The sequence below is a fragment of the Cyclobacterium sp. L-R genome (assembly GCF_056859355.1).
This window is the reverse complement of sequence record NZ_JBSXOH010000097.1, coordinates 237204-255184: the sequence shown is the minus strand read 5'-3', so window position 1 is coordinate 255184 and position 17981 is coordinate 237204. Positions and strand designations below refer to the sequence as shown.

Genomic DNA, 17981 nt, shown 5'->3' with positions numbered 1-17981 from the left:
TCTCAATAAGACAATCACTATGCGAGTAATTTTTCTTTCCGCAATTTTTTTGGCCTGCTTAAGCATAAATGCAGAAGCACAAAATTCAGTAAGGGAGGCTGGTCATATAGGGGTAAAACCAAATAATGCGATTAATGGAAGTTCAAAAGACAGAGATAGGGCTGGAATCGTGCTTTCATCAAGAGCTAAAGGAGAGTCATTGCAAAATTTCGATACTGAATTAGGTATAGTAATTTCTCCTCCACCGGGAAGAATGGCCATTGTGGCGGATGGCAATTCCCCCGATCCGGATGACTTAGGTGGAACAGCTGTTTCTTTAGCTTTGTTGCGGGCAGCAGGATTAACAGACAGATTGGTGCATTATTCCCACAGTTGTGATTTGGTTAGAGGGGCAAGAATTTCTGAAAGGGCTGAAAGGGAGCGGCACTATTTGATGCAAGTAGCCTGCGATGTTACGGCCCGCAGATGGGGAGGATATGATTCTCTGGTGTTTTTCGACGCCCTTTGGCAACAAGAGGAAACCGTCAATGATCTAGCTAAAGCCATAAATGAATCTTCGGCCGAAAACCCATTGTGGATCATTGAAGCAGGTGAGCCTGACATTATAGGACTTGCTTTGGAGGCTGCCGATTACGGTAAACACCAATTTGTAAGGGTAATTACCCATCATCCGGCGAATGACAATGCAGGAGATTTTTATACCTGGAAACAGGTATTGGATTTTGGAGTTGAAGAAGTTCGCATTCCTGATCAAAACATAAACTTGAAGGTGGATTTAGCACAATGGGATTGGGCCAAAAATCACGCTGATCCAAGAATTCAGTGGGTATGGATGCTTGGAAAAATAGCAGAAGTAGATGATGTAGTCAAATTTCAAAAAGGTAAATGGGATTGTTCGGATGCAGGCATGGTCCTATATTGGATAACCGGAGCCACTGATGGAGGCATGAAATCAGGAACAGTAGAAAATGTAAAAAGTATATTATTGAATTATATTGAAGCCAATCCATTTAAACCCTAAATAGGCAATAAATACCCCATTGCTCACTGACAGCAGCACTAAATACCAAGCCCCCAACTCTAGAAAGAATTGGGGGCTTGGTATTTTTAGTTTTCCGTAGGTTTCCACGGTTATTGTTGTTTAGAAAATAAAGAGTTGTGAAATCAATTGCTAACCGCAATCGGTTTTACCTCTACTGTAAGGGAATCAACTACATTGACTTCATAACCCAAATTGACCTCTATTAAGCTTGCTTCCTCCATAAATTTATTAGCGCCTTCTTTACTCACCTGTGTATCCCAGGCATACAAGCGTCTCAGGTTAGGTAATTTAGACAGGTGATCAAGTCCAGTGTCCGTAATTTTTGTTCCATAAAGGTTAAGTGATTCTAAATAATCCAATCCTGCCAAATGGACCAAGCCTGCATCAGTGACAGTTGTTTTTTCAGCTCTCAATCGGGTAAGGTTTTTTAATTTCCCTACAGCCTCCAATCCTTCATCAGACAATTGGGTATCTTTAACATCCAACCAGGTAATTTGGTCAGGAAAGTCTGTAGCCAATCTCCCAAGTATGGCATCTACTGAATCCTTTCTATACAAAGTCACCTGTAGCCAATTGTCTTCATTAGAAAGCCGCTTAATAGCAATGCCTTCATTCACATAAGCATTTAATTTTTCTTCGTCAATGGCAGTAGTACCTTCTGCCAGTAGTACCTCTACAGCGGATTTGTTTGCATTGGGGTCAGATAAGGTAAGCAATACATTTTTTACTTCCTCATCTGCCTTAAGTTCAGCTACCTTCTTATCAAAAGGAGCTCCTTCATTGATCCACCACTCGAGCAAAAGCACTTGATCATCAGTCAACTGAGACTTTCCTTTAGGAGGCATATGGTCATCATGGTTTTCTTCCAGGTGAATCCTTTTGATCATCTCACTTTCTGCTGCACTTCCGGGTTCTAATATGGCACCATTTTCCCCACCTTTCAAAAGCGCTTCCTTTGTATGCATTTGTAGGTCCCCTTTCTTCTTGCTGGCATTGTGGCAGGAATTGCACCGCTGCTCCATGATGGGATGGATGATGTCTACATACACTACCGCCTCATCCAGGTTTTCAATTAGTTTTGGTCCTTTAGATTCTACAGGTATACCAGCCAGTTTTTTCATGGTATCAGGCATATACTGAGTAAGGTAGGTAGAACCATGTGTAAGTGATCCTCCATAGTGACCAGCTCCAGCCAAAAACAACATCATTATAGAAAGAGAGCCCAAATAAGCCCTTTTGATTTGTAGGGTAGGTTTTTTTTCTCTTTGGAAATGCAGCCACCAGCTACCGAAAGCAAAAAGCACCAATAATATTCCTGCCCATTTATGAATAAACAGCAGATCTTCCCCATAATCTCCAGCCTGGGCCAACATCAATCCTAAAATGGCTGTTAATAATGCGGACAAGGCACCTAGTGCCAACACAAAACCTACAGCAGGTTTAAGATAGGAAAACTGATCCCTCCGGGATAAAATCTCCATTAGAAACCCCAAGGCTAGAAAACCTATGGGTAAGTGTAAAAACAGGGGGTGAAACCTGCCAAAGAAAATAACAATATCTGATCCTTGCTCCATCTAACTTATGCGATAACTTTACTAACTACTTTACCGGACACGTCCGTCAATCTAAAATCTCTTCCTTGTGCAAAATAGGTGAATTTTTCATGATCCATACCCATTAAATGCATAATTGTTGCTTGCAAATCATGGACATGTACTTTATCCTTGATGCCATAATAACCTATTTCATCGGTTTCTCCAAGGGTAAAGCCACCTTTTACACCACCGCCAGCCATCCACACTGGGAAAGCTTCAGTATGGTGATCTCTGCCTTTAAATGGCCATTCTTTGCCTCCCCTATTCTCCTGCATCGGAGTACGCCCAAACTCTCCTCCCCAAACAACGAGTGTATCATCCAACAAACCTCTTTGTTTCAAGTCTTTAACCAATGCAGTCATGGCTTTGTCTATGGGCTTGCATTTTATTGGGAGGCCAGTGTCTAGTGCTTCCCTTTCTGCTACACCATGCATGTCCCAACCCCAATCGAACAACTGAACAAAACGAACTCCCTTTTCCACAAGTCTTCTTGCAAGTAAACAATTATTAGCAAAGGAAGTCTTTCCCGGCTCAGTTCCATACATTTCATGGATATACTCAGGCTCATCATTAATATCCATTACGTCCGGCACAGAAGTTTGCATGCGGTATGCCATTTCATACTGAGAGATTCTGGTCAGGGTCTCCGGATCTCCAAACTCTTTGTATTCTTTTTCATTGATCTGGTTGATGGCATCTATGGTTTTTTTACGCAGCCCCCCATCTATTCCTGATGGATTGGAAACGTAAAGTACAGGGTCACCTTCAGATCGACATTGTACACCTTGATAAACAGAAGGTAAAAACCCACTTCCCCATACAGATTTCCCTGCATCAGGAGTATTACCTCCAGATACTAAAACCATAAACCCGGGTAAATCTTCATTTTCAGAACCTAAACCATAGGTCACCCAACTCCCCATACTTGGACGTCCGAGCCGTGGTGAGCCTGTCTGCAAAAGCAATTGTGCTGGTGCATGGTTAAACTGATCCGTATGCATGGTATTAATCAATGTCACATCATCTACTATGGTTGAAAAATGAGGCAAATTTCCTGATACCATCATGCCTGAATTCCCTCTAGGAGAAAATTCTGCCTGCGGTCCCAACATTTTTGGAACCCCTTGGATGAAAGCAAATTTCTTTCCTTCCAAAAGTGACTGAGGGCAATCTTTCCCATCCAACTTTGCTAATTCCGGTTTGTAGTCAAAAAGCTCCAATTGGGAGGGTGCACCAGCCATGTGCAGGTAAATGATCCGCTTGGCACTGGGAGCAAAATGGGGGACTTGTTTTCGAACAAAAGCCTCTATATCTGCTGGAGTATTCGTAGAATTGCTTCTCCCACAGCCCAATAAGCTTCCCAAAGCAATGCTGCCTAAACCAGTTGTACATTGCTTGATAAAATGTCTTCGGGTCCGGCTTTGCATTTCCCGAAATTGATATTCACTGGTAAGATCTATTCTTTTACTCATGATTTCATCAGAAATTCGTCCAAATTCATTACAACATTCGCCATTACAGTATAAACGGCAAGTGCTTTATCCTCTTCCCCCGTTAATTTACAAATCTCCTCAGGGCTATTTTCAAAATAGGTAGTGGTTTGCTGGTAAATACTTTGTAATGCCTCCAGCTTTTCTTCACTTATCCCTCTTACCATTGCCAAACTGTACATTAGTGAGAGCCTCTCGCTCTCATCAGTATGTGAAGAAAGTAGCACTCTCCTACCCAATGCAATGGCGGCATCTAGGTAAACGGGATCATTTAAGGTAACCAAAGCTTGTAGAGGAGTATTGGTTGCTATTCTTTTTGGGAGGCAAAACTCCCTGCTAGGTGCATCAAAGGAAATAATAGATGGATACGGGCTGGTTCTTCGCCAAAAAGTATACAAAGCCCTTCTGTATTTTTCACTTCCCTTACTTGTCTCCCATTTTGTACCATTATAGACTACTTGCCAAATACCATCAGGCTGTTCAGGCATCACACTTTTACCAAACATCTTTCCGCTTAGTAAACCAGAAATTGCCAATGATTGGTCTCTCACCTGCTCTGCATTTAGCCTAATCCTAGGACCTCTTGCCAGCCATTCATTTAAAGGATCTTTTTCTCTACTTTCCTCGGTAAAGTGGGAGGATTGTCTGTATGTTCCAGACATTACTATCTCTTTTATCAATTTTTTAATATCCCAATCAAAATCATCGCGGAACTTTATCGCCAACCAATCCAAAAGTTCGGGATGAGTAGGTGCAAAACCTTGCGAACCAAAATCTTCAAGTGAGGATACTATCCCTCTACCGAAAAACTGTTCCCAAATCCTGTTGACCATCACACGGGCAGTAAGCGGGTTCTCCTTATCAAACAACCATTTGGCCAGCCCCATTCGGTTTCCTTCATACTCATCAAATGGGTTCCAAATTGCGGGTACTCCTACCTCTACTTCTTCTCCTGGCACCATCCAACTTCCCTTCTCAAATACCCTTGACTCCCTATGGTAATTCTCTGGCAGATCAACCATTACGGGGGTAGCTTCTTTTTCATTTTCGGAATTGAATAGCGCATACATGGCTTTTTCTACTTCCGGGTATTTTTCATTCCCTACTCCCGGCAAAGTATGATGAAGCATCAACCATTCAAAGGTACTAGTTTGTTCTACTCCTTCTTTCCCTTCCCAAACTATATAGAGGTCATGAACTCCGTTCACTGCTTTTATCGGCAAAGAGATGACCTCATTGAGATAATAGGTTTTTTCCTTTTTTTCCTCCTCATCATACTCTTTCTTAAACTTGGCTTTTACCTTCCATTCTCCAATTTGCTGTCCATTGATACTGTCCAAATGAAAAGAAATCTTACCTTCATTTCCATTTGTTCTCGCCTTAAACACCAATTTATCCTCTCCATCAAACGGTAAATCCTCCGTGAATGAATAAACTTCCTGATCTACCTTAAATGTAGCTGTTCCTTGAATAGGTAGGCCTTTGTCCATTTGGTAAAAATAGTGTGCATACATTTTGGGAACGCCCAACCTCAGCAAGCGATCATAATAGTGCCCTTTTCTTGAAGCTGTTCCATGCTCATTGGCCCAGTTTTTTATTAACTCCAACTTTTCCAGGTCCTCATCCTCTTTGTAGGTGAGCAGCACGGGTGCTTCGCTAGGCACATCCGCATCAGCAGTTTGATTAAAAAAAGCCAAGCTTCGGAAATAATCTTCGTGTCGAATAGGATCATATGGATGACTATGACACTGAACGCATTCCATGGTAGTCCCTTGTAAGACCGTCCAAGTGGTATTGACCCGGTCCAATACTGCTGCCACTCTAAACTCCTCATTGTCAGTCCCCCCTTCATCGTTGTTCATGGTGTTGCGATGAAAAGCTGTAGCAATAAAATCCTGATCCGAGGCAGATGGCTTAAGATCTCCCGCTAGTTGGGTAATCACAAACTGGTCGTAAGGAAGGTTTTCGTTAAATGCATTAACCAACCAGTCTCTATATTTCCATATTTCTCTTATTCTATCTGCCTCATATCCTTTTGAATCCGCGTACCTGGCCAAGTCCATCCACATGGCAGCCCATCGCTCACCATAGGCAGGTGAAGCCAATAAGCTGTCCACTACTTTTTCATAAGCACTATCAGAATTATCATTGACAAATTGCTGCATTTCCGTAATTGTCGGAGGTAACCCTGTAATGTCAAAACTAAGTCTTCGTAGTAGGGATTGCTTGTCTGAAGTAGGGTTTGGGCTAAGCTGCTTTTCTTCTAATTTGGCCTGGACAAAACGATCTATATCATTGCTGATCCATTTGGAATCTATTTCAGGAACTGCTGGTTTCTCAGGGGCTTTGTATGCCCAGTGGTCATCCCACTGCGCTCCTTGGTTGATCCATCGTGAAAACAAGTCAATTTCTTCTTCTGAAAGTGGGGTAGATTCCAAAGGCATGCGGTATTCCGGATTATTATGGGTAATCCTTTGGATCAACTCGCTTTTGTTCACATTCCCGGGTACGATGGCCCTTTTTCCGGACTCATTGGCTTCTAGGGCTTCTTCCTCAAACAATAAGCTAAAGCCTCCCGAACGCTTCACTCCACCGTGACAAGCGATGCATTTATTGTTTATTATAGGCCTAATATCATTATTAAAGTCGACCCGCTCTCCCAGTACAAGTTCTGGCAAAAACTTATGTTTATTCTCTAAGGGAATTACCCGAACTATCCACCATAATAACCCTAAAATGAAAGTGCATGATAGAATGTATATCAATGCTTTTTTATTGTCAACCATATTCAAATTTCACTATTCAGACCAATCACGAAACAAAGTAATTAAAAACCTGCTTAATTCAAATATATGATTATATGATTGGTTAATACAAAGTGGGTTTCAAAAAAAAGGTAAGCGCCGAACACTTACCTTTACCAAAAAAAAGAATTAAAAAATCACCAACTAGTCTTCAATCATCTTTGGTATAAAGCCAATTAAATGCTCATTTACGTTGTCTTTCACGATATCCCATATTTGTTCATTGTACTCTTTTTCTTTTTCAAGAATCCTCCTATCAGTAATCAGGGTTGACAATACCGTTTCGCCAGTAGTGCCAAATTCTTTGTGACGAAACTCATGGCGCTCGCAAGCAATGCATATGAATAGCAACAATAAAATATCTGGGAGAAACAACAATTTACTTTTCATGTTGATAATTAAATAGTGGGTTCTTAGACCTTACGGCGCTGCATTACTTTTTGTCCTGAAAATTCGACAAAATTTATACTTTTTATTCTGGCTTTGCCCTATTAACTGATTTCGACCAAATTCCATATAAAATTGTAGTCAGTAAAAATAATGAGGGCGCTCATAGAAATTCTCAGTAAATGCAAGCATGGCGCTCTCCTCTTACAGAGAAAGAAATTCCTTAATGACATCTAAAGAAGAGATCCCGCTTTTTTTAAAACGACAGTATTTTGAACATTAATCGACTTGTATAAATTTTTAGAATATAATTCGGCAAAATATTCTAAATCAGCAATTAATATATTGTAAATTATTTACTCCACGCAACCATTGATTAACCAATGTTGTATAGATGGATACAAACCCAGCAAATGTGGAAAAACACCTGTCAAAAAAACTTTTAAACGGAATTTCCAGTGGTGACCGGAGAAGTCAGGAGGAGTTGTACAAACAATTTTACAGTTATGGAATGAGTATTTGCCTCCGATATACTGCTAATAGGCAAGAAAGTCTGGAAATTCTCCATGATGCTTACCTAAATGTATTTCAACACATTGATCGTTACGATCCCCATCGACCTTTTACACTTTGGTTTAGAAGAATATTGATCAATGGTGCCATTAATTATTACAAAAAAAACCTGAATCACTCCCAAAATATTGGCTTAGAAAATATTTCGGAAATCCCAGATCATGGAAATAACGCCTCAAACGACTTAAAATACAGTGAAATAATACTTCTCATACAAGCGCTACCCATAGGATACAGGACGGTTTTTAACCTTTATGCCATTGAAGGCTACGACCATCAGGAAATTTCCGATTTACTGGGCATATCTGTAGGAACCTCAAAGTCAAACCTCCATAGAGCAAGGCTCAAATTGAGAACCATGTTAAAAGTTAGAAATCATGAAGAAGCAAGTATCAAAAATGACTGATAAAGAGCTGGATGATTTCTTTAAAAAATTATCCTCCGAACCAGATATCCATTATGTTCCTCAAGATTGGGTCAATTTCGAAAAAAAATTGACCGATAATAAGGGGGGCCATCTTTTAAATGGGGCTAGATGGACCCTATTTGGATCGCTTGTCTTGGTAGGGTTTCTTTTAGCGGTTTGGATGACGGTAACCAATAGCCAAATTCAGCCAACGATTGGAAGTGATATCCAAATGGAAGCTTCTTCCTTTAAAACGGAAGCGGATGATATTAAAAATAAGGTAAAGCCCCGTGATTTACCTATTGCTTCAATTGAGATATCTAAGAAAAATAAGGTTCAGGTTGGAGTTGACAGCTCCACAAAATATAATCAAACCAAATTAAACTTAGCATTAAGAAGGACATCAGAAGAAGTTAAAAAACATCAAATACCTCTTCTAAACTGGAATTCTGATTCTAAATGGAAAGTTTTTGATGCATTAAATCGACAAATGGAATGGGGTAAAAATCTTAAAATGGTTGGCAAATCCTTGATTCATGTTCAGAATGAAACCAAGCTAATTCGCAAAAACAAAATCGCTCTCTTCCTTATGGCATCACCTGATTTTAGTGCTGTTCAGTTTAATCATATTCCATCTTCAGGTAGGAATTTCGGTGCCAGTTTGGAATATTTCTTTGACGAAAGTTGGAGCGTTTCCTTAGGAGTGATCCATGACCTAAAAACTTATCGTCAGGGTGAAGGATATTGGGAAGGATATAATAAAGCACATAAGTCTTTGGTAGGAGACTGCTGGATTATAGAAGTCCCCTTAAACTTTAAGTACTATCCAATAAAAAAATTGAAAAACAATTGGTTTATCAGTTCAGGTTTGTCTTCCTATTTTATGTTAAAAGAAAAATATTCATTGTTTTATGAATATAAAAATGGGAAAGCCTATTCAGAAGATATTGTGATTAACGGAAATAACCAGCACGTTTTTGGAATATGGAATTTCGGGTTTGGGTATGAGCAAAAAGTAGGAAAAAAATTCGCTATTCAAGCCGAACCTTATTTTCGGCTCCCTTTGGTGGGGATTGGACAAGGGGACCTCGACTTAAAAAGTATGGGGATTTTCTTTGGTATTAAATATTATCCATCAAACCACACTAACAAATTTTAGAATTCATGAAAACGATCAAATCAACAATTAAAATCTTTTTGTTGTTGGGCCTTTTCACAGGTGCCTGTGAAAAGGAAAGTGGAAGTTCCCCAGAAATACAACATAACCATGACCTGAATGCTAGGCCAGAACCTCTGACTATCAATCCCATCGCTTTCACCAAAGAAAGTGAAACAAATACCCTTATTGAAGTTGAATTAGAAGAAACAGTAAAAGGAGATTTTAATCTAAATCATTAACATGTCAATCAAACCATCGATGCCCGAGGCGATAAGATAGACTTAAATTAAGAAACAGTAATAAATGATACGCCTGTAACCCAAATAAACAATGCCATTCCCATAAACTAAGGAGAATTACTTAATCCATTTTAGTACTCCCTATTTGGTAACATCGATTGCACGAAAAATATTGATAGCAATCAAGAGAAAAACAACCCATTTAACCCTAAATCAAATACAACTATGACTATTAAAAATTATTTATCTGCAGCAATATTGGTATTCCTATCTATTACTTCTTTCTCCTGTTCAAGTGAAAACGAAGATGATTTATTACCTAAAGAACGATGCGAAGAGCAGGCAGCTACCCTATCTGGTGATATAATTCCTATTATAAATCAAAACTGTGCCGTATCAGGTTGTCATGTTTCAGGTACAAACCGGGTTGATTTTTCCATTACAGAAAATATAATCTCCCGTGCGAATCAAATTAAAAATTTCACACAAAATAATATTATGCCACCCAAAGCATCTGGTAAACAACTTAGTGATACTGAAAAAGAACTCATTTACTGCTGGGTGGACCAAGGTGCTTTGGACAATTAAAATGACATGAAAAAATTTCTACTAATTAGCATTTGTATGCTATCCCTTGCCCACCTATATGCGCAAGGCTATAAAACCACAAAAGGAAAAGTCACCTTTTTCAGTAGCGCTCCTGTAGAAGACATCAAGGCTGAAAACAAAGTTGTTACAGGCCTATTTGATGCTCAAACTGGTAGTCTTGCATTTTTGGTACCTATCAATGGTTTTCGTTTTCCAAAATCATTGATGCAAGAACATTTTAATGAGAAATTCATGGAATCTCATAAATTTTCTACAGCCACATTTGAAGGGGAACTTTTCGGGTTTAACATTTCCAAGGCAGGGACACAAGTAGTCCAAGCCAAAGGAAATTTAACTATTCATGGTGTAACAGTGAATGCAAACATCTCTGGTAACATAGAATTTCGGGAAGATGAAGTTCATATGAAGGCAATTTTCCCCATAAAATTGGTTGATCACGCCATTCAGATACCCAAAGTCCTCTTTTATAATATTGCAGAAGAAATGGAAGTAACTGTCAATTTTGTTTTAAAGAAATTAGAAGAAAAATGAAGAAATCCCTACTCCTATTTAGCCTCTTTTTCCCGCTACTTCTAACCTTACACGGCCAGGAAAATCTATTGGATCAACTCAAGAAAGAGAACAATACCGAATGGGCACCCCCATCAACCATTTTTAAAGCGGTTAGGTTGATCAATGGGCACACAGTAGAAACCCGAAAAAAGGGAAATCTGGAGTTTTTGATTTCCCATCGTTTCGGAAGGATCAATACTGGTGCTTATGAATTTTTCGGCATGGATGAGGCAAACATGAGGTTAGGTTTGGATTATTCCGTTAAGGATTGGTTAACAATCGGGGTAGGAAGAAGTTCCTTCAATAAAATCTATGATGGATTTGCTAAAATCCGTATTTTCCAACAAAACCAGCATAATTCTGGAATGCCAATAACTGTAGTCTGGGTCTCAAACACAGCTATCAAAACGTTAAAACGGCCTGAATTACCCATGAATATCCAACGAAGATTAAGTTTCGCTCATCAAATATTATTGGCCCGCAAAATGAATCACAAGGCAGCATTTCAACTGATGCCAACCTATATCCATAGAAACTTAGTAACCGAAAGAGTAGAAAACAATGACTTATTTACTTTAGGAGCAGGTTTAAGTTATAAAATCACTAAAAGCGTTCACCTCACTATGGAATATTATCATCTCTTAGCTAACCAAAACAAAGGGTATACAAACCCTCTATCTATAGGTGTTGACATAGAGACAGGGGGCCATGTATTTCAGCTACATCTTACAAATGCCCAGGAAATGACAGAAACTGGATTTATTCCTTCCACTACTGGAGATTTATTCAATGGAGATATTCATTTCGGCTTTAATATCACCCGTAATTTCCAATTGAAGTCCAACTAGACATTCATGAAATTTACTTGAGCATAGGGTGTGCTCTTTTGCAGAACTGAATAGCAAGTCCCCATGGGTCTCTCATCATTAATAATCGGGTACCATCTTCTAAAGTGTCGTCACTTATTAGAACAGCTCCTGCCTTTTGCATTCTTTCCTTTTCCTCTTCTGGATTTTCAGATACAAAAGCCAAGTGCACCATTAATGGATGTAAATTGGCATAATCTAAAATTTCAGCATCAGGATTATTGTACAACTCTATCATTACCTTACCGCTTTCATCTGCCAAAAAAGTCATGTAAGGTGATGAAGTCATTTTCTTTACCACTGTCATTCCCAAATGCGCTTCGTACCAATCCGAAACAGCCAATGGATGTTTTACATTCAGAGCAATGTGTTCAATTTTCATGCGTCTTTATTTTTTATTAATTGAATCGTTAACTACTAATTGTGCTTATACACAAAAAACCCCTCCATGGATCGTGAAACCTTTATGGAGGGGAAAAATAAAAATAATCTTTAATGATCAGGTCTAATACTATATATAATTAGGCGGATATGTATCCGATTTTTAAATCAATATTTTAAGTTAGAACAAATATAAAGAAATATCGGAATTAAATACTTGAAAGCTTATTTTTCAAGCAGAAAAATAAGCAGATAAAGTTAATGGTTCAACTCTTTCTTTTCAAAACCCTAATTCAAGTAATACATTATTAACAAAACAATAAAAATTTTATAAACATTTTAAAATCAGTGCTTTCCTTCTATATCCTCTCCTTTTTGGTAATAGCTGGTTTCAGATCCATCTTTTATGAAGGATAAACCTGTAAAAACTAAAAAAGGTTTGACTTAATCAAAGACATCTACCCTGCCCTGTATTTTTACAAGTCTTCGAATCCGGGTAAAAAGAAGATGCTCCTACCTTTGGCTTTAGAGGACAATAATATTAAATTGCTTCAACAATCTTTCCCTAGGATTAGGGTTCAATTACTTTTAACTGTCTTTAAACTCAAACATCAATGAAAAAAAAATTGAAGTGGGGCGTACTTAGTACTGCCAAAATCGCCAGAGAAAAGGTCATTCCTGCAATGGCAAATAGTGATTTGTATGAAGTTTACGGCATTGCATCCAGAAACTTGGAAAGGGCACAAGAAACAGCAAAAAGTCTAGGAATCCCTAAGGCTTATGGTTCTTATGAAGACCTTATCAATGATCCGGAAATAGATGTCATTTACAACCCACTCCCAAATGACATGCATGTACCGCTAACGCTAAAGTGTATTGAAGCAGGAAAACATGTCCTTTGTGAAAAGCCCTTTGCATTGAATCATGAGGAGATCGACGGTCTTATCGCTGCAAGAGATAAATACAATGTAAAAGTTGGTGAGGCTTTTATGGTGGCATCAAATCCTCAGTGGATAAAAGCCAGAGAATTGGTAAAAAGCGGTTATTTGGGTAAAATAAAAGCTGTTCAAGGATTTTTTAGTTATTTTAATGATGACATAAAAAATATCAGGAATATCGAGGAAATGGGAGGCGGAGGCGTCTGGGACATTGGTTGCTATCCTGTTTTTACCTCTAGGTTTGTCTTAGAAAAAGAACCGGGAAGATTGGTTTCAATGCTAGAATATGATCCTCAGTTTGGAACCGATAAAGTAGGCTCAGTTCTATTAGATTTCCATGAAATCCAAATGACATTTACGATAAGTACACAATTGACTGCTTATCAGCGTATGCTGTTTTTTGGTGAGAAAAAAATATTGGAGGTAAGAATTCCTTTCAATGCGCCATTGGATCAACCCAATGAAATTTATATTCATGAGGGGGATTTTTCTAAAGACAACGCAGAAAAAATTGTTCTTCCGGTGAGTAATCAATATACAGAACAAGCCATTGATTTCTCCAAGGCAATTTTAGAAGATACCGAGGTGCCTGTCACCTTGGAAAACACCAAGGCCAACACCAAGATTTTACAAGCCATATTTGAATCTGATAGCAGCGAAAAATGGGTAAATATTAATTGATTATAATCCATACTAAAACCCTTCCTATAGCTAAATGGGCTACAAAAAATAGACTGGTCATTACCTTAACCAATCTACTTTTTGTGGCTTTTTTTGATTTTAGGCTAAAGTATTCTATTTACAGAGGGAATCGCCTCAAAATTGATTAATTCGGATTCTACTGGAAATTCCGATTTGATCTTCGTAACCACTGAATGAATTGAACCCGGATTATGTAATAGAATTTCCTGGCCCTGACGATAGTCAGGGGGGATGCCTGTCCCGTGTTTACGGGAAGTGTTGCAATCGCAAGAAAATCAGGCTGTTTGGAGATTTTAGCATTGCACCGCTATGGTGAAATTGAAAACAGTAACGAAGTGGCTGATTTTAAAGCGATTTCAGCACGTAATAGAATGTCTATTGCATATTTCGGGTTGAACTAAAGTTAGAAAAAGCTTCCCAAAAAGTGAAAACTTAAAGAAATAATTACGCCCCTGTTTTGTAAAAAAACAGAGGCGTAATAAAAATTTGATTGGACACCTTTGATTGTTAAACAATCAACAGATGGTTTCATATGTAATTTTTAATTATTAATTGACTTTAGGGTCAGTAACTATGCGCTTTTCACTGGTCAAGTAAATACCCACGGCGGAAAGTCCAAGAACAATAAACAGCAACAAGTCTAGACGAATTCCAAAATACATGTTAGGGATTATTCCTCCCAAAGACATTAGGAATATGGCCAATCCACCTAAAGACAAGTAGATCATCACTGGGGAAATTTTTCTATCACTCAAAATGCCTAATAAAATCATTGGTCCCATAATACCTGTACCTGCAAAACTTACCCTTGCAAGCAATACCAATTGATCGAAAACGATGATTGAGAAGATAAAAGCAATGGTTGAGAAAATGAATATCCCAATTTTTGTTCGCTTCATAATCACATTCTCAGCTCCTGTAAGAAGCCCTCTTAATTCTGATCCCATAGCAAAAATCATTGCATTGGTAGTAGAAAGACCCGCCGCTATCAAACCAATAATAGCCAAAGCAGCAACCGCTTCATGCTGATCTTTCAAGAATGCATTGGCAAAGAATTCTTCACTGCTATACTCTCCATAAAGATCTGCTCCATAAAGTCCGATAAAAACAGTTGGAAGAATTACCAATATGGCAAATGCTCCCAAAGACACTGCCATCAATTTCATCGTATTCATACTTTTCATCACCACAATCCTGGTTGTGAATTGAGGTTGAGTGACAGGTATCATTAATATTGCAATAAGCGAAGCAAGTAGAAATTGCGGGGTAAGCAATCCTTTTGGTCCTGGAGTTGAAAGCAACTCTTCTTTCACGGAACCTACTTTTTCGAACATTGGTCCAATACCACCAAAGTGATCTAAACAAGCCCATCCGATGATCCAAATCACGGCTAGCAAAAGCACTCCTTGAATGGCATCACTAAAGATAATTGCCTTTAATCCTCCAATTTCACTATAGGTCAACATGATAAGCACAATCCCTAAAGACCAACCCCATGCTGGTAAAGATTGCGGAAATGCTGCATCTAGGAAAATGGCAATTCCTTGGATTTGAATCCCTACATAAGGAATCAAAAACAAAAAGGCACTTAGGAAGAAGGTATATCCCGCCAATTTATTTTCATAACATCGGGAGATTAGACCTGATACTCCTCTAAACTCCATTCCTCTGACTTTTTTACGGATTTCATAGCCAAACCAGAGTAATACAAACACCATGGCCCCATCCGAAACAGCCAGGAAAATCCATGCACCAATTCCGTTAATCCTAAAAAAGTCAGGCATTCCCAGAAATGTAAATGTACTAAATAGTGCTGCTGCAAAAGTCAGCACTCCCAATGACAGGCCAATATTACCCCCTGCCATCATAAACTCCTCAGAAGATCTCCCTTTTTTATAAGATTTGAGAGAAGCAAAAACCAGAAGGCCTGCGTAAATCAGACCGAAAACCCATACCCAGAAAATCATAAGTCTTCCTCCTCATTTTGCAAGCCTGGATGTACCCTAGTCCCTATAAAAGTAAGAACAACCAAGAGTACAGTAATTATAAAACTTGTCCATAAGCTATAAGGAATCCCCCCTAGCATTGGCTTGGACACCCCTTGTGGAATAATCAAAGGGGTATAGGTAATGATGCATAAGAAAATGGCCGCGAAGCAACATATTCTCCAGTATAGTTTCTTTTTTTCCATTTGAATTGGGTTTAATCTCTTTAATTGACAATATACAATTGTTGGTTGATTCTGCGCAATTATTTATTTAAAAGGCCAAATGGCCGGAGAAATTCCGACCATTTGGTATAATTTTAAAGTCTAGGAAGCGTCAAACCACCATCCACCATGATCACCTGACCTGTGGAATAAGGAAAATCGCCTTTAGCTAAAGCTGTAACTGCTAAACCTACATCTTCTGGCAAACCCCACCGAGGTTGGACCATAAGGCCTTCACCGATCAATTTGTCGTATTTTTCTTTCACTCCTGAGGTCATGTCTGTTGCAATCACTCCTGGTCTGACTTCAAATACGGGAATATTGAATTCACCGAGTCTAACTGCAAATAGCTGTGTAGCCATACTCATCCCCGCTTTAGCAACACAATATTCCCCCCGATTTACGGAAGCTACTGTTGCAGAAATTGAGGAAACATTGATAATAGATCCTGTAAAATCGTCTGCTTTACCTTTCTGCTCAATCATCCAATTGGCCGCCAATTGAGAGAGAAAATAGGCTGAATTCAGGTTGGTTTTCAATACATAGTCAAAACTCTCTTCGGTTGCTTCCAATATGTCTTTTCTTTCCTTGGGCGCTACGCCTGCATTGTTTACCAAGACATTCAAGCGACCATAATAGGCCTTGATTTTATCCATGATACCTTGTCTCTCTTCAGCACTTCCTACATCTCCCCTGCAATAGACAACATCAGCTCCCAGAGCCTTCAATTCTTCAAGACTGGATAGCACATCCTCTTCCTTTCGCATGCCGTTGATGGCAAGGTCAAAGTTTTGCTTTGCCAGGCACTTGGCTATTCCTAATCCTATTCCTCGGGATCCCCCAGTTACTAAGGCTACTCTTTTCATGGGTTTATCAATTTATAGTTCAGGGATGTCCAACCAGGTTCTTTTCTCCCAGCTTTCCAATCCTTTTTCAGCCAATTGAACACCTTTGGCTCCTTCTTTCATGTCCCAAGGGAAAGGTGAATCGGTTACAATGTGTTTTAGGAACATCTCCCACTGTACCTTAAAGGCATTGTCCATTGGTTCTTGTTCAGGAACTTTGGCCCATCCTTCATAAAACTCTATCGGTTGAGCGATATCAGGATTCCAAACAGGTTTTGGCGTATTGCCATAATGCTGAATATAGCACTCTCTAAGCCCGGCTACTGCTGAACCTTTGGTACCATCCACCTGGATAGTAAGTAGATCATCTCTTCTCACCCTTACAGTCCATGATGAATTGAACTGGGCAATTACCCCTCCTTCTAATTCAAAGGTAGCATAGGCAGCATCATCTGCAGTACACTTGTAAGGCTTGCCTTGCTCATCTACACGCTCCTTAATATGGGTAGCTCCTAAGCAAGAAACCGCTTTCACTTTACCAAAGATATTGTCAAGAACATATCTCCAGTGGCAAAGCATATCTACAATGATACCCCCATCATCTTCTTTACGGTAGTTCCAAGATGGCCTTTGACCAGGTACTGAATGTCCTTCAAATACCCAATAACCAAATTCTCCTCTTACAGAAAGAATTTCTCCAAAGAAACCATTTTCAATTAGCCTTTGTAGCTTTCTTAAACCTGGCAACCACAATTTATCCTGTACTACACCATTTTTCACACCTGCTTTTTGACAGATATCGTGCAATTCTAATGCTGTTTCTGTATCTACAGCAACAGGTTTTTCACAATAAATATGTTTACCGGCTTTTACGGCTTGCTTTACTGCATCGGCTCTTCTGCCAGTGGTTTGAGCATCAAAGTAAACACTGTACTGGTCATCATTCATGACACTGTCCAAATCAGTAGTGTACTTGGTCACGCCAGAACGCTTGCACAAAGCCTTCAATTTTGCCTCATTTCTACCTACCAAAATTGGGTCAGGCATGATGATATCACCATTGTCAAGCTTTACACCACCTTGTTTGATAATTTCTGCGATGCTGCGCATCAAATGTTGATTGGTACCCATCCTTCCGGTGACACCGTTCATGATAATTCCTACTTTGTGTTCCATTTCTATAT

At 39.1% G+C, this 17981-nt stretch carries 17 protein-coding genes; 8 read left to right on the top strand and 9 right to left on the bottom strand.

Translation table 11 applies throughout. The annotated features are described in order from the left end of the window. Positions 1–19 precede the first annotated feature (19 nt). Complete coding sequence (locus AC13EX_RS22705) at positions 20–1021, top strand: hypothetical protein (RefSeq protein WP_482894458.1); 1002 nt, start codon at positions 20–22, stop codon at positions 1019–1021. A 143-nt stretch (positions 1022–1164) separates the two neighbouring features. Here AC13EX_RS22705 and AC13EX_RS22700 read toward each other — a convergent pair whose 3' ends face one another. The 4 genes from AC13EX_RS22700 to AC13EX_RS22685 form a co-directional block, all read right to left on the bottom strand. Then, positions 1165–2616, bottom strand: coding sequence for a c-type cytochrome domain-containing protein (locus tag AC13EX_RS22700; RefSeq protein ID WP_048644122.1), 1452 nt, complete (start codon positions 2614–2616; stop codon positions 1165–1167). Between the two features lie 5 nt (positions 2617–2621). Then, positions 2622–4109: a DUF1501 domain-containing protein gene (locus tag AC13EX_RS22695; RefSeq protein WP_482894457.1), complete on the bottom strand. Its 1488-nt coding sequence runs from the start codon at positions 4107–4109 to the stop codon at positions 2622–2624. Next, positions 4106–6805 carry a DUF1553 domain-containing protein gene (locus AC13EX_RS22690; RefSeq protein ID WP_482894456.1) on the bottom strand — a complete coding sequence of 900 codons (2700 nt, stop codon included), beginning with the start codon at positions 6803–6805 and terminating at the stop codon, positions 4106–4108. Before AC13EX_RS22690 ends, AC13EX_RS22695 begins: the two co-directional genes overlap by 4 nt. Before the next feature lie 270 nt (positions 6806–7075). Then, positions 7076–7321: a hypothetical protein gene (locus tag AC13EX_RS22685; RefSeq protein ID WP_482894455.1), complete on the bottom strand. Its 246-nt coding sequence runs from the start codon at positions 7319–7321 to the stop codon at positions 7076–7078. 391 nt (positions 7322–7712) lie between these two features. On the opposite strand from AC13EX_RS22685, the gene AC13EX_RS22680 reads away from it, so the two are divergent. The 6 genes from AC13EX_RS22680 to AC13EX_RS22655 all read left to right on the top strand — a co-directional run bounded on the left by AC13EX_RS22680 (position 7713) and on the right by AC13EX_RS22655 (position 11704). Then, positions 7713–8297 carry an RNA polymerase sigma factor gene (locus tag AC13EX_RS22680; RefSeq protein WP_339716377.1) on the top strand — a complete coding sequence of 195 codons (585 nt, stop codon included), beginning with the start codon at positions 7713–7715 and terminating at the stop codon, positions 8295–8297. Next, positions 8269–9456 (top strand): porin family protein, encoded by a 1188-nt coding sequence (locus tag AC13EX_RS22675; RefSeq protein WP_482894454.1) that lies wholly within the window; start codon positions 8269–8271, stop codon positions 9454–9456. Before AC13EX_RS22680 ends, AC13EX_RS22675 begins: the two co-directional genes overlap by 29 nt. Before the next feature lie 5 nt (positions 9457–9461). Further along, on the top strand, positions 9462–9695 hold the full coding sequence (locus AC13EX_RS22670) for a hypothetical protein (protein ID WP_048644128.1): 234 nt from the start codon (positions 9462–9464) through the stop codon (positions 9693–9695). Between the two features lie 225 nt (positions 9696–9920). Continuing rightward, the gene (locus AC13EX_RS22665; RefSeq protein WP_048644129.1) at positions 9921–10283 is read left to right on the top strand and encodes a hypothetical protein; all 363 of its coding nucleotides are present in this window, start codon (positions 9921–9923) and stop codon (positions 10281–10283) included. A gap of 6 nt (positions 10284–10289) precedes the next feature. After that, positions 10290–10835: a YceI family protein gene (locus AC13EX_RS22660; protein ID WP_482894453.1), complete on the top strand. Its 546-nt coding sequence runs from the start codon at positions 10290–10292 to the stop codon at positions 10833–10835. Next, entirely contained in the window at positions 10832–11704 is an 873-nt protein-coding gene (locus AC13EX_RS22655; protein WP_482894452.1) for a DUF5777 family beta-barrel protein, read from the top strand. The genes AC13EX_RS22660 and AC13EX_RS22655 overlap by 4 nt, the downstream gene beginning before the upstream one ends. 13 nt (positions 11705–11717) lie before the next feature. On the opposite strand, the gene AC13EX_RS22650 is transcribed toward AC13EX_RS22655, so the two are convergent. Continuing rightward, positions 11718–12104, bottom strand: coding sequence for a VOC family protein (locus AC13EX_RS22650; RefSeq protein ID WP_339716384.1), 387 nt, complete (start codon positions 12102–12104; stop codon positions 11718–11720). 613 nt (positions 12105–12717) lie between these two features. Here AC13EX_RS22650 and AC13EX_RS22645 point away from each other — a divergent pair. Continuing rightward, positions 12718–13722 (top strand): Gfo/Idh/MocA family protein, encoded by a 1005-nt coding sequence (locus AC13EX_RS22645; RefSeq protein WP_048644134.1) that lies wholly within the window; start codon positions 12718–12720, stop codon positions 13720–13722. A gap of 569 nt (positions 13723–14291) precedes the next feature. On the opposite strand, the gene AC13EX_RS22640 is transcribed toward AC13EX_RS22645, so the two are convergent. From AC13EX_RS22640 to AC13EX_RS22625, 4 genes are all read right to left on the bottom strand, one after another. Continuing rightward, positions 14292–15710: a sodium:solute symporter family protein gene (locus AC13EX_RS22640; protein ID WP_482894451.1), complete on the bottom strand. Its 1419-nt coding sequence runs from the start codon at positions 15708–15710 to the stop codon at positions 14292–14294. Beyond that, a complete protein-coding gene (locus tag AC13EX_RS22635) occupies positions 15707–15934 on the bottom strand; it encodes a hypothetical protein (RefSeq protein WP_048644136.1) in 228 nt (75 codons plus the stop codon). Before AC13EX_RS22635 ends, AC13EX_RS22640 begins: the two co-directional genes overlap by 4 nt. A gap of 113 nt (positions 15935–16047) precedes the next feature. Further along, positions 16048–16818: a 3-ketoacyl-ACP reductase gene (locus AC13EX_RS22630; RefSeq protein WP_482894450.1), complete on the bottom strand. Its 771-nt coding sequence runs from the start codon at positions 16816–16818 to the stop codon at positions 16048–16050. 12 nt (positions 16819–16830) lie between these two features. Further along, on the bottom strand, positions 16831–17973 hold the full coding sequence (locus AC13EX_RS22625; RefSeq protein ID WP_048644138.1) for a Gfo/Idh/MocA family protein: 1143 nt from the start codon (positions 17971–17973) through the stop codon (positions 16831–16833). Positions 17974–17981 lie beyond the last annotated feature (8 nt).

Bases quoted from the DNA above. Each gene is read 5' to 3' on its own strand.
- AC13EX_RS22705 (WP_482894458.1), top strand. From the start codon at position 20: ATGCGAGTAATTTTTCTTTCCGCAATTTTTTTGGCCTGCTTAAGCATA.
- AC13EX_RS22700 (WP_048644122.1), bottom strand. From the start codon at position 2,616: ATGGAGCAAGGATCAGATATTGTTATTTTCTTTGGCAGGTTTCACCCC.
- AC13EX_RS22695 (WP_482894457.1), bottom strand. From the start codon at position 4,109: ATGAGTAAAAGAATAGATCTTACCAGTGAATATCAATTTCGGGAAATG.
- AC13EX_RS22685 (WP_482894455.1), bottom strand. From the start codon at position 7,321: ATGAAAAGTAAATTGTTGTTTCTCCCAGATATTTTATTGTTGCTATTC.
- AC13EX_RS22680 (WP_339716377.1), top strand. From the start codon at position 7,713: ATGGATACAAACCCAGCAAATGTGGAAAAACACCTGTCAAAAAAACTT.
- AC13EX_RS22675 (WP_482894454.1), top strand. From the start codon at position 8,269: ATGAAGAAGCAAGTATCAAAAATGACTGATAAAGAGCTGGATGATTTC.
- AC13EX_RS22670 (WP_048644128.1), top strand. From the start codon at position 9,462: ATGAAAACGATCAAATCAACAATTAAAATCTTTTTGTTGTTGGGCCTT.
- AC13EX_RS22665 (WP_048644129.1), top strand. From the start codon at position 9,921: ATGACTATTAAAAATTATTTATCTGCAGCAATATTGGTATTCCTATCT.
- AC13EX_RS22660 (WP_482894453.1), top strand. From the start codon at position 10,290: ATGAAAAAATTTCTACTAATTAGCATTTGTATGCTATCCCTTGCCCAC.
- AC13EX_RS22655 (WP_482894452.1), top strand. From the start codon at position 10,832: ATGAAGAAATCCCTACTCCTATTTAGCCTCTTTTTCCCGCTACTTCTA.
- AC13EX_RS22650 (WP_339716384.1), bottom strand. From the start codon at position 12,104: ATGAAAATTGAACACATTGCTCTGAATGTAAAACATCCATTGGCTGTT.
- AC13EX_RS22645 (WP_048644134.1), top strand. From the start codon at position 12,718: ATGAAAAAAAAATTGAAGTGGGGCGTACTTAGTACTGCCAAAATCGCC.
- AC13EX_RS22640 (WP_482894451.1), bottom strand. From the start codon at position 15,710: ATGATTTTCTGGGTATGGGTTTTCGGTCTGATTTACGCAGGCCTTCTG.
- AC13EX_RS22635 (WP_048644136.1), bottom strand. From the start codon at position 15,934: ATGGAAAAAAAGAAACTATACTGGAGAATATGTTGCTTCGCGGCCATT.
- AC13EX_RS22630 (WP_482894450.1), bottom strand. From the start codon at position 16,818: ATGAAAAGAGTAGCCTTAGTAACTGGGGGATCCCGAGGAATAGGATTA.
- AC13EX_RS22625 (WP_048644138.1), bottom strand. From the start codon at position 17,973: ATGGAACACAAAGTAGGAATTATCATGAACGGTGTCACCGGAAGGATG.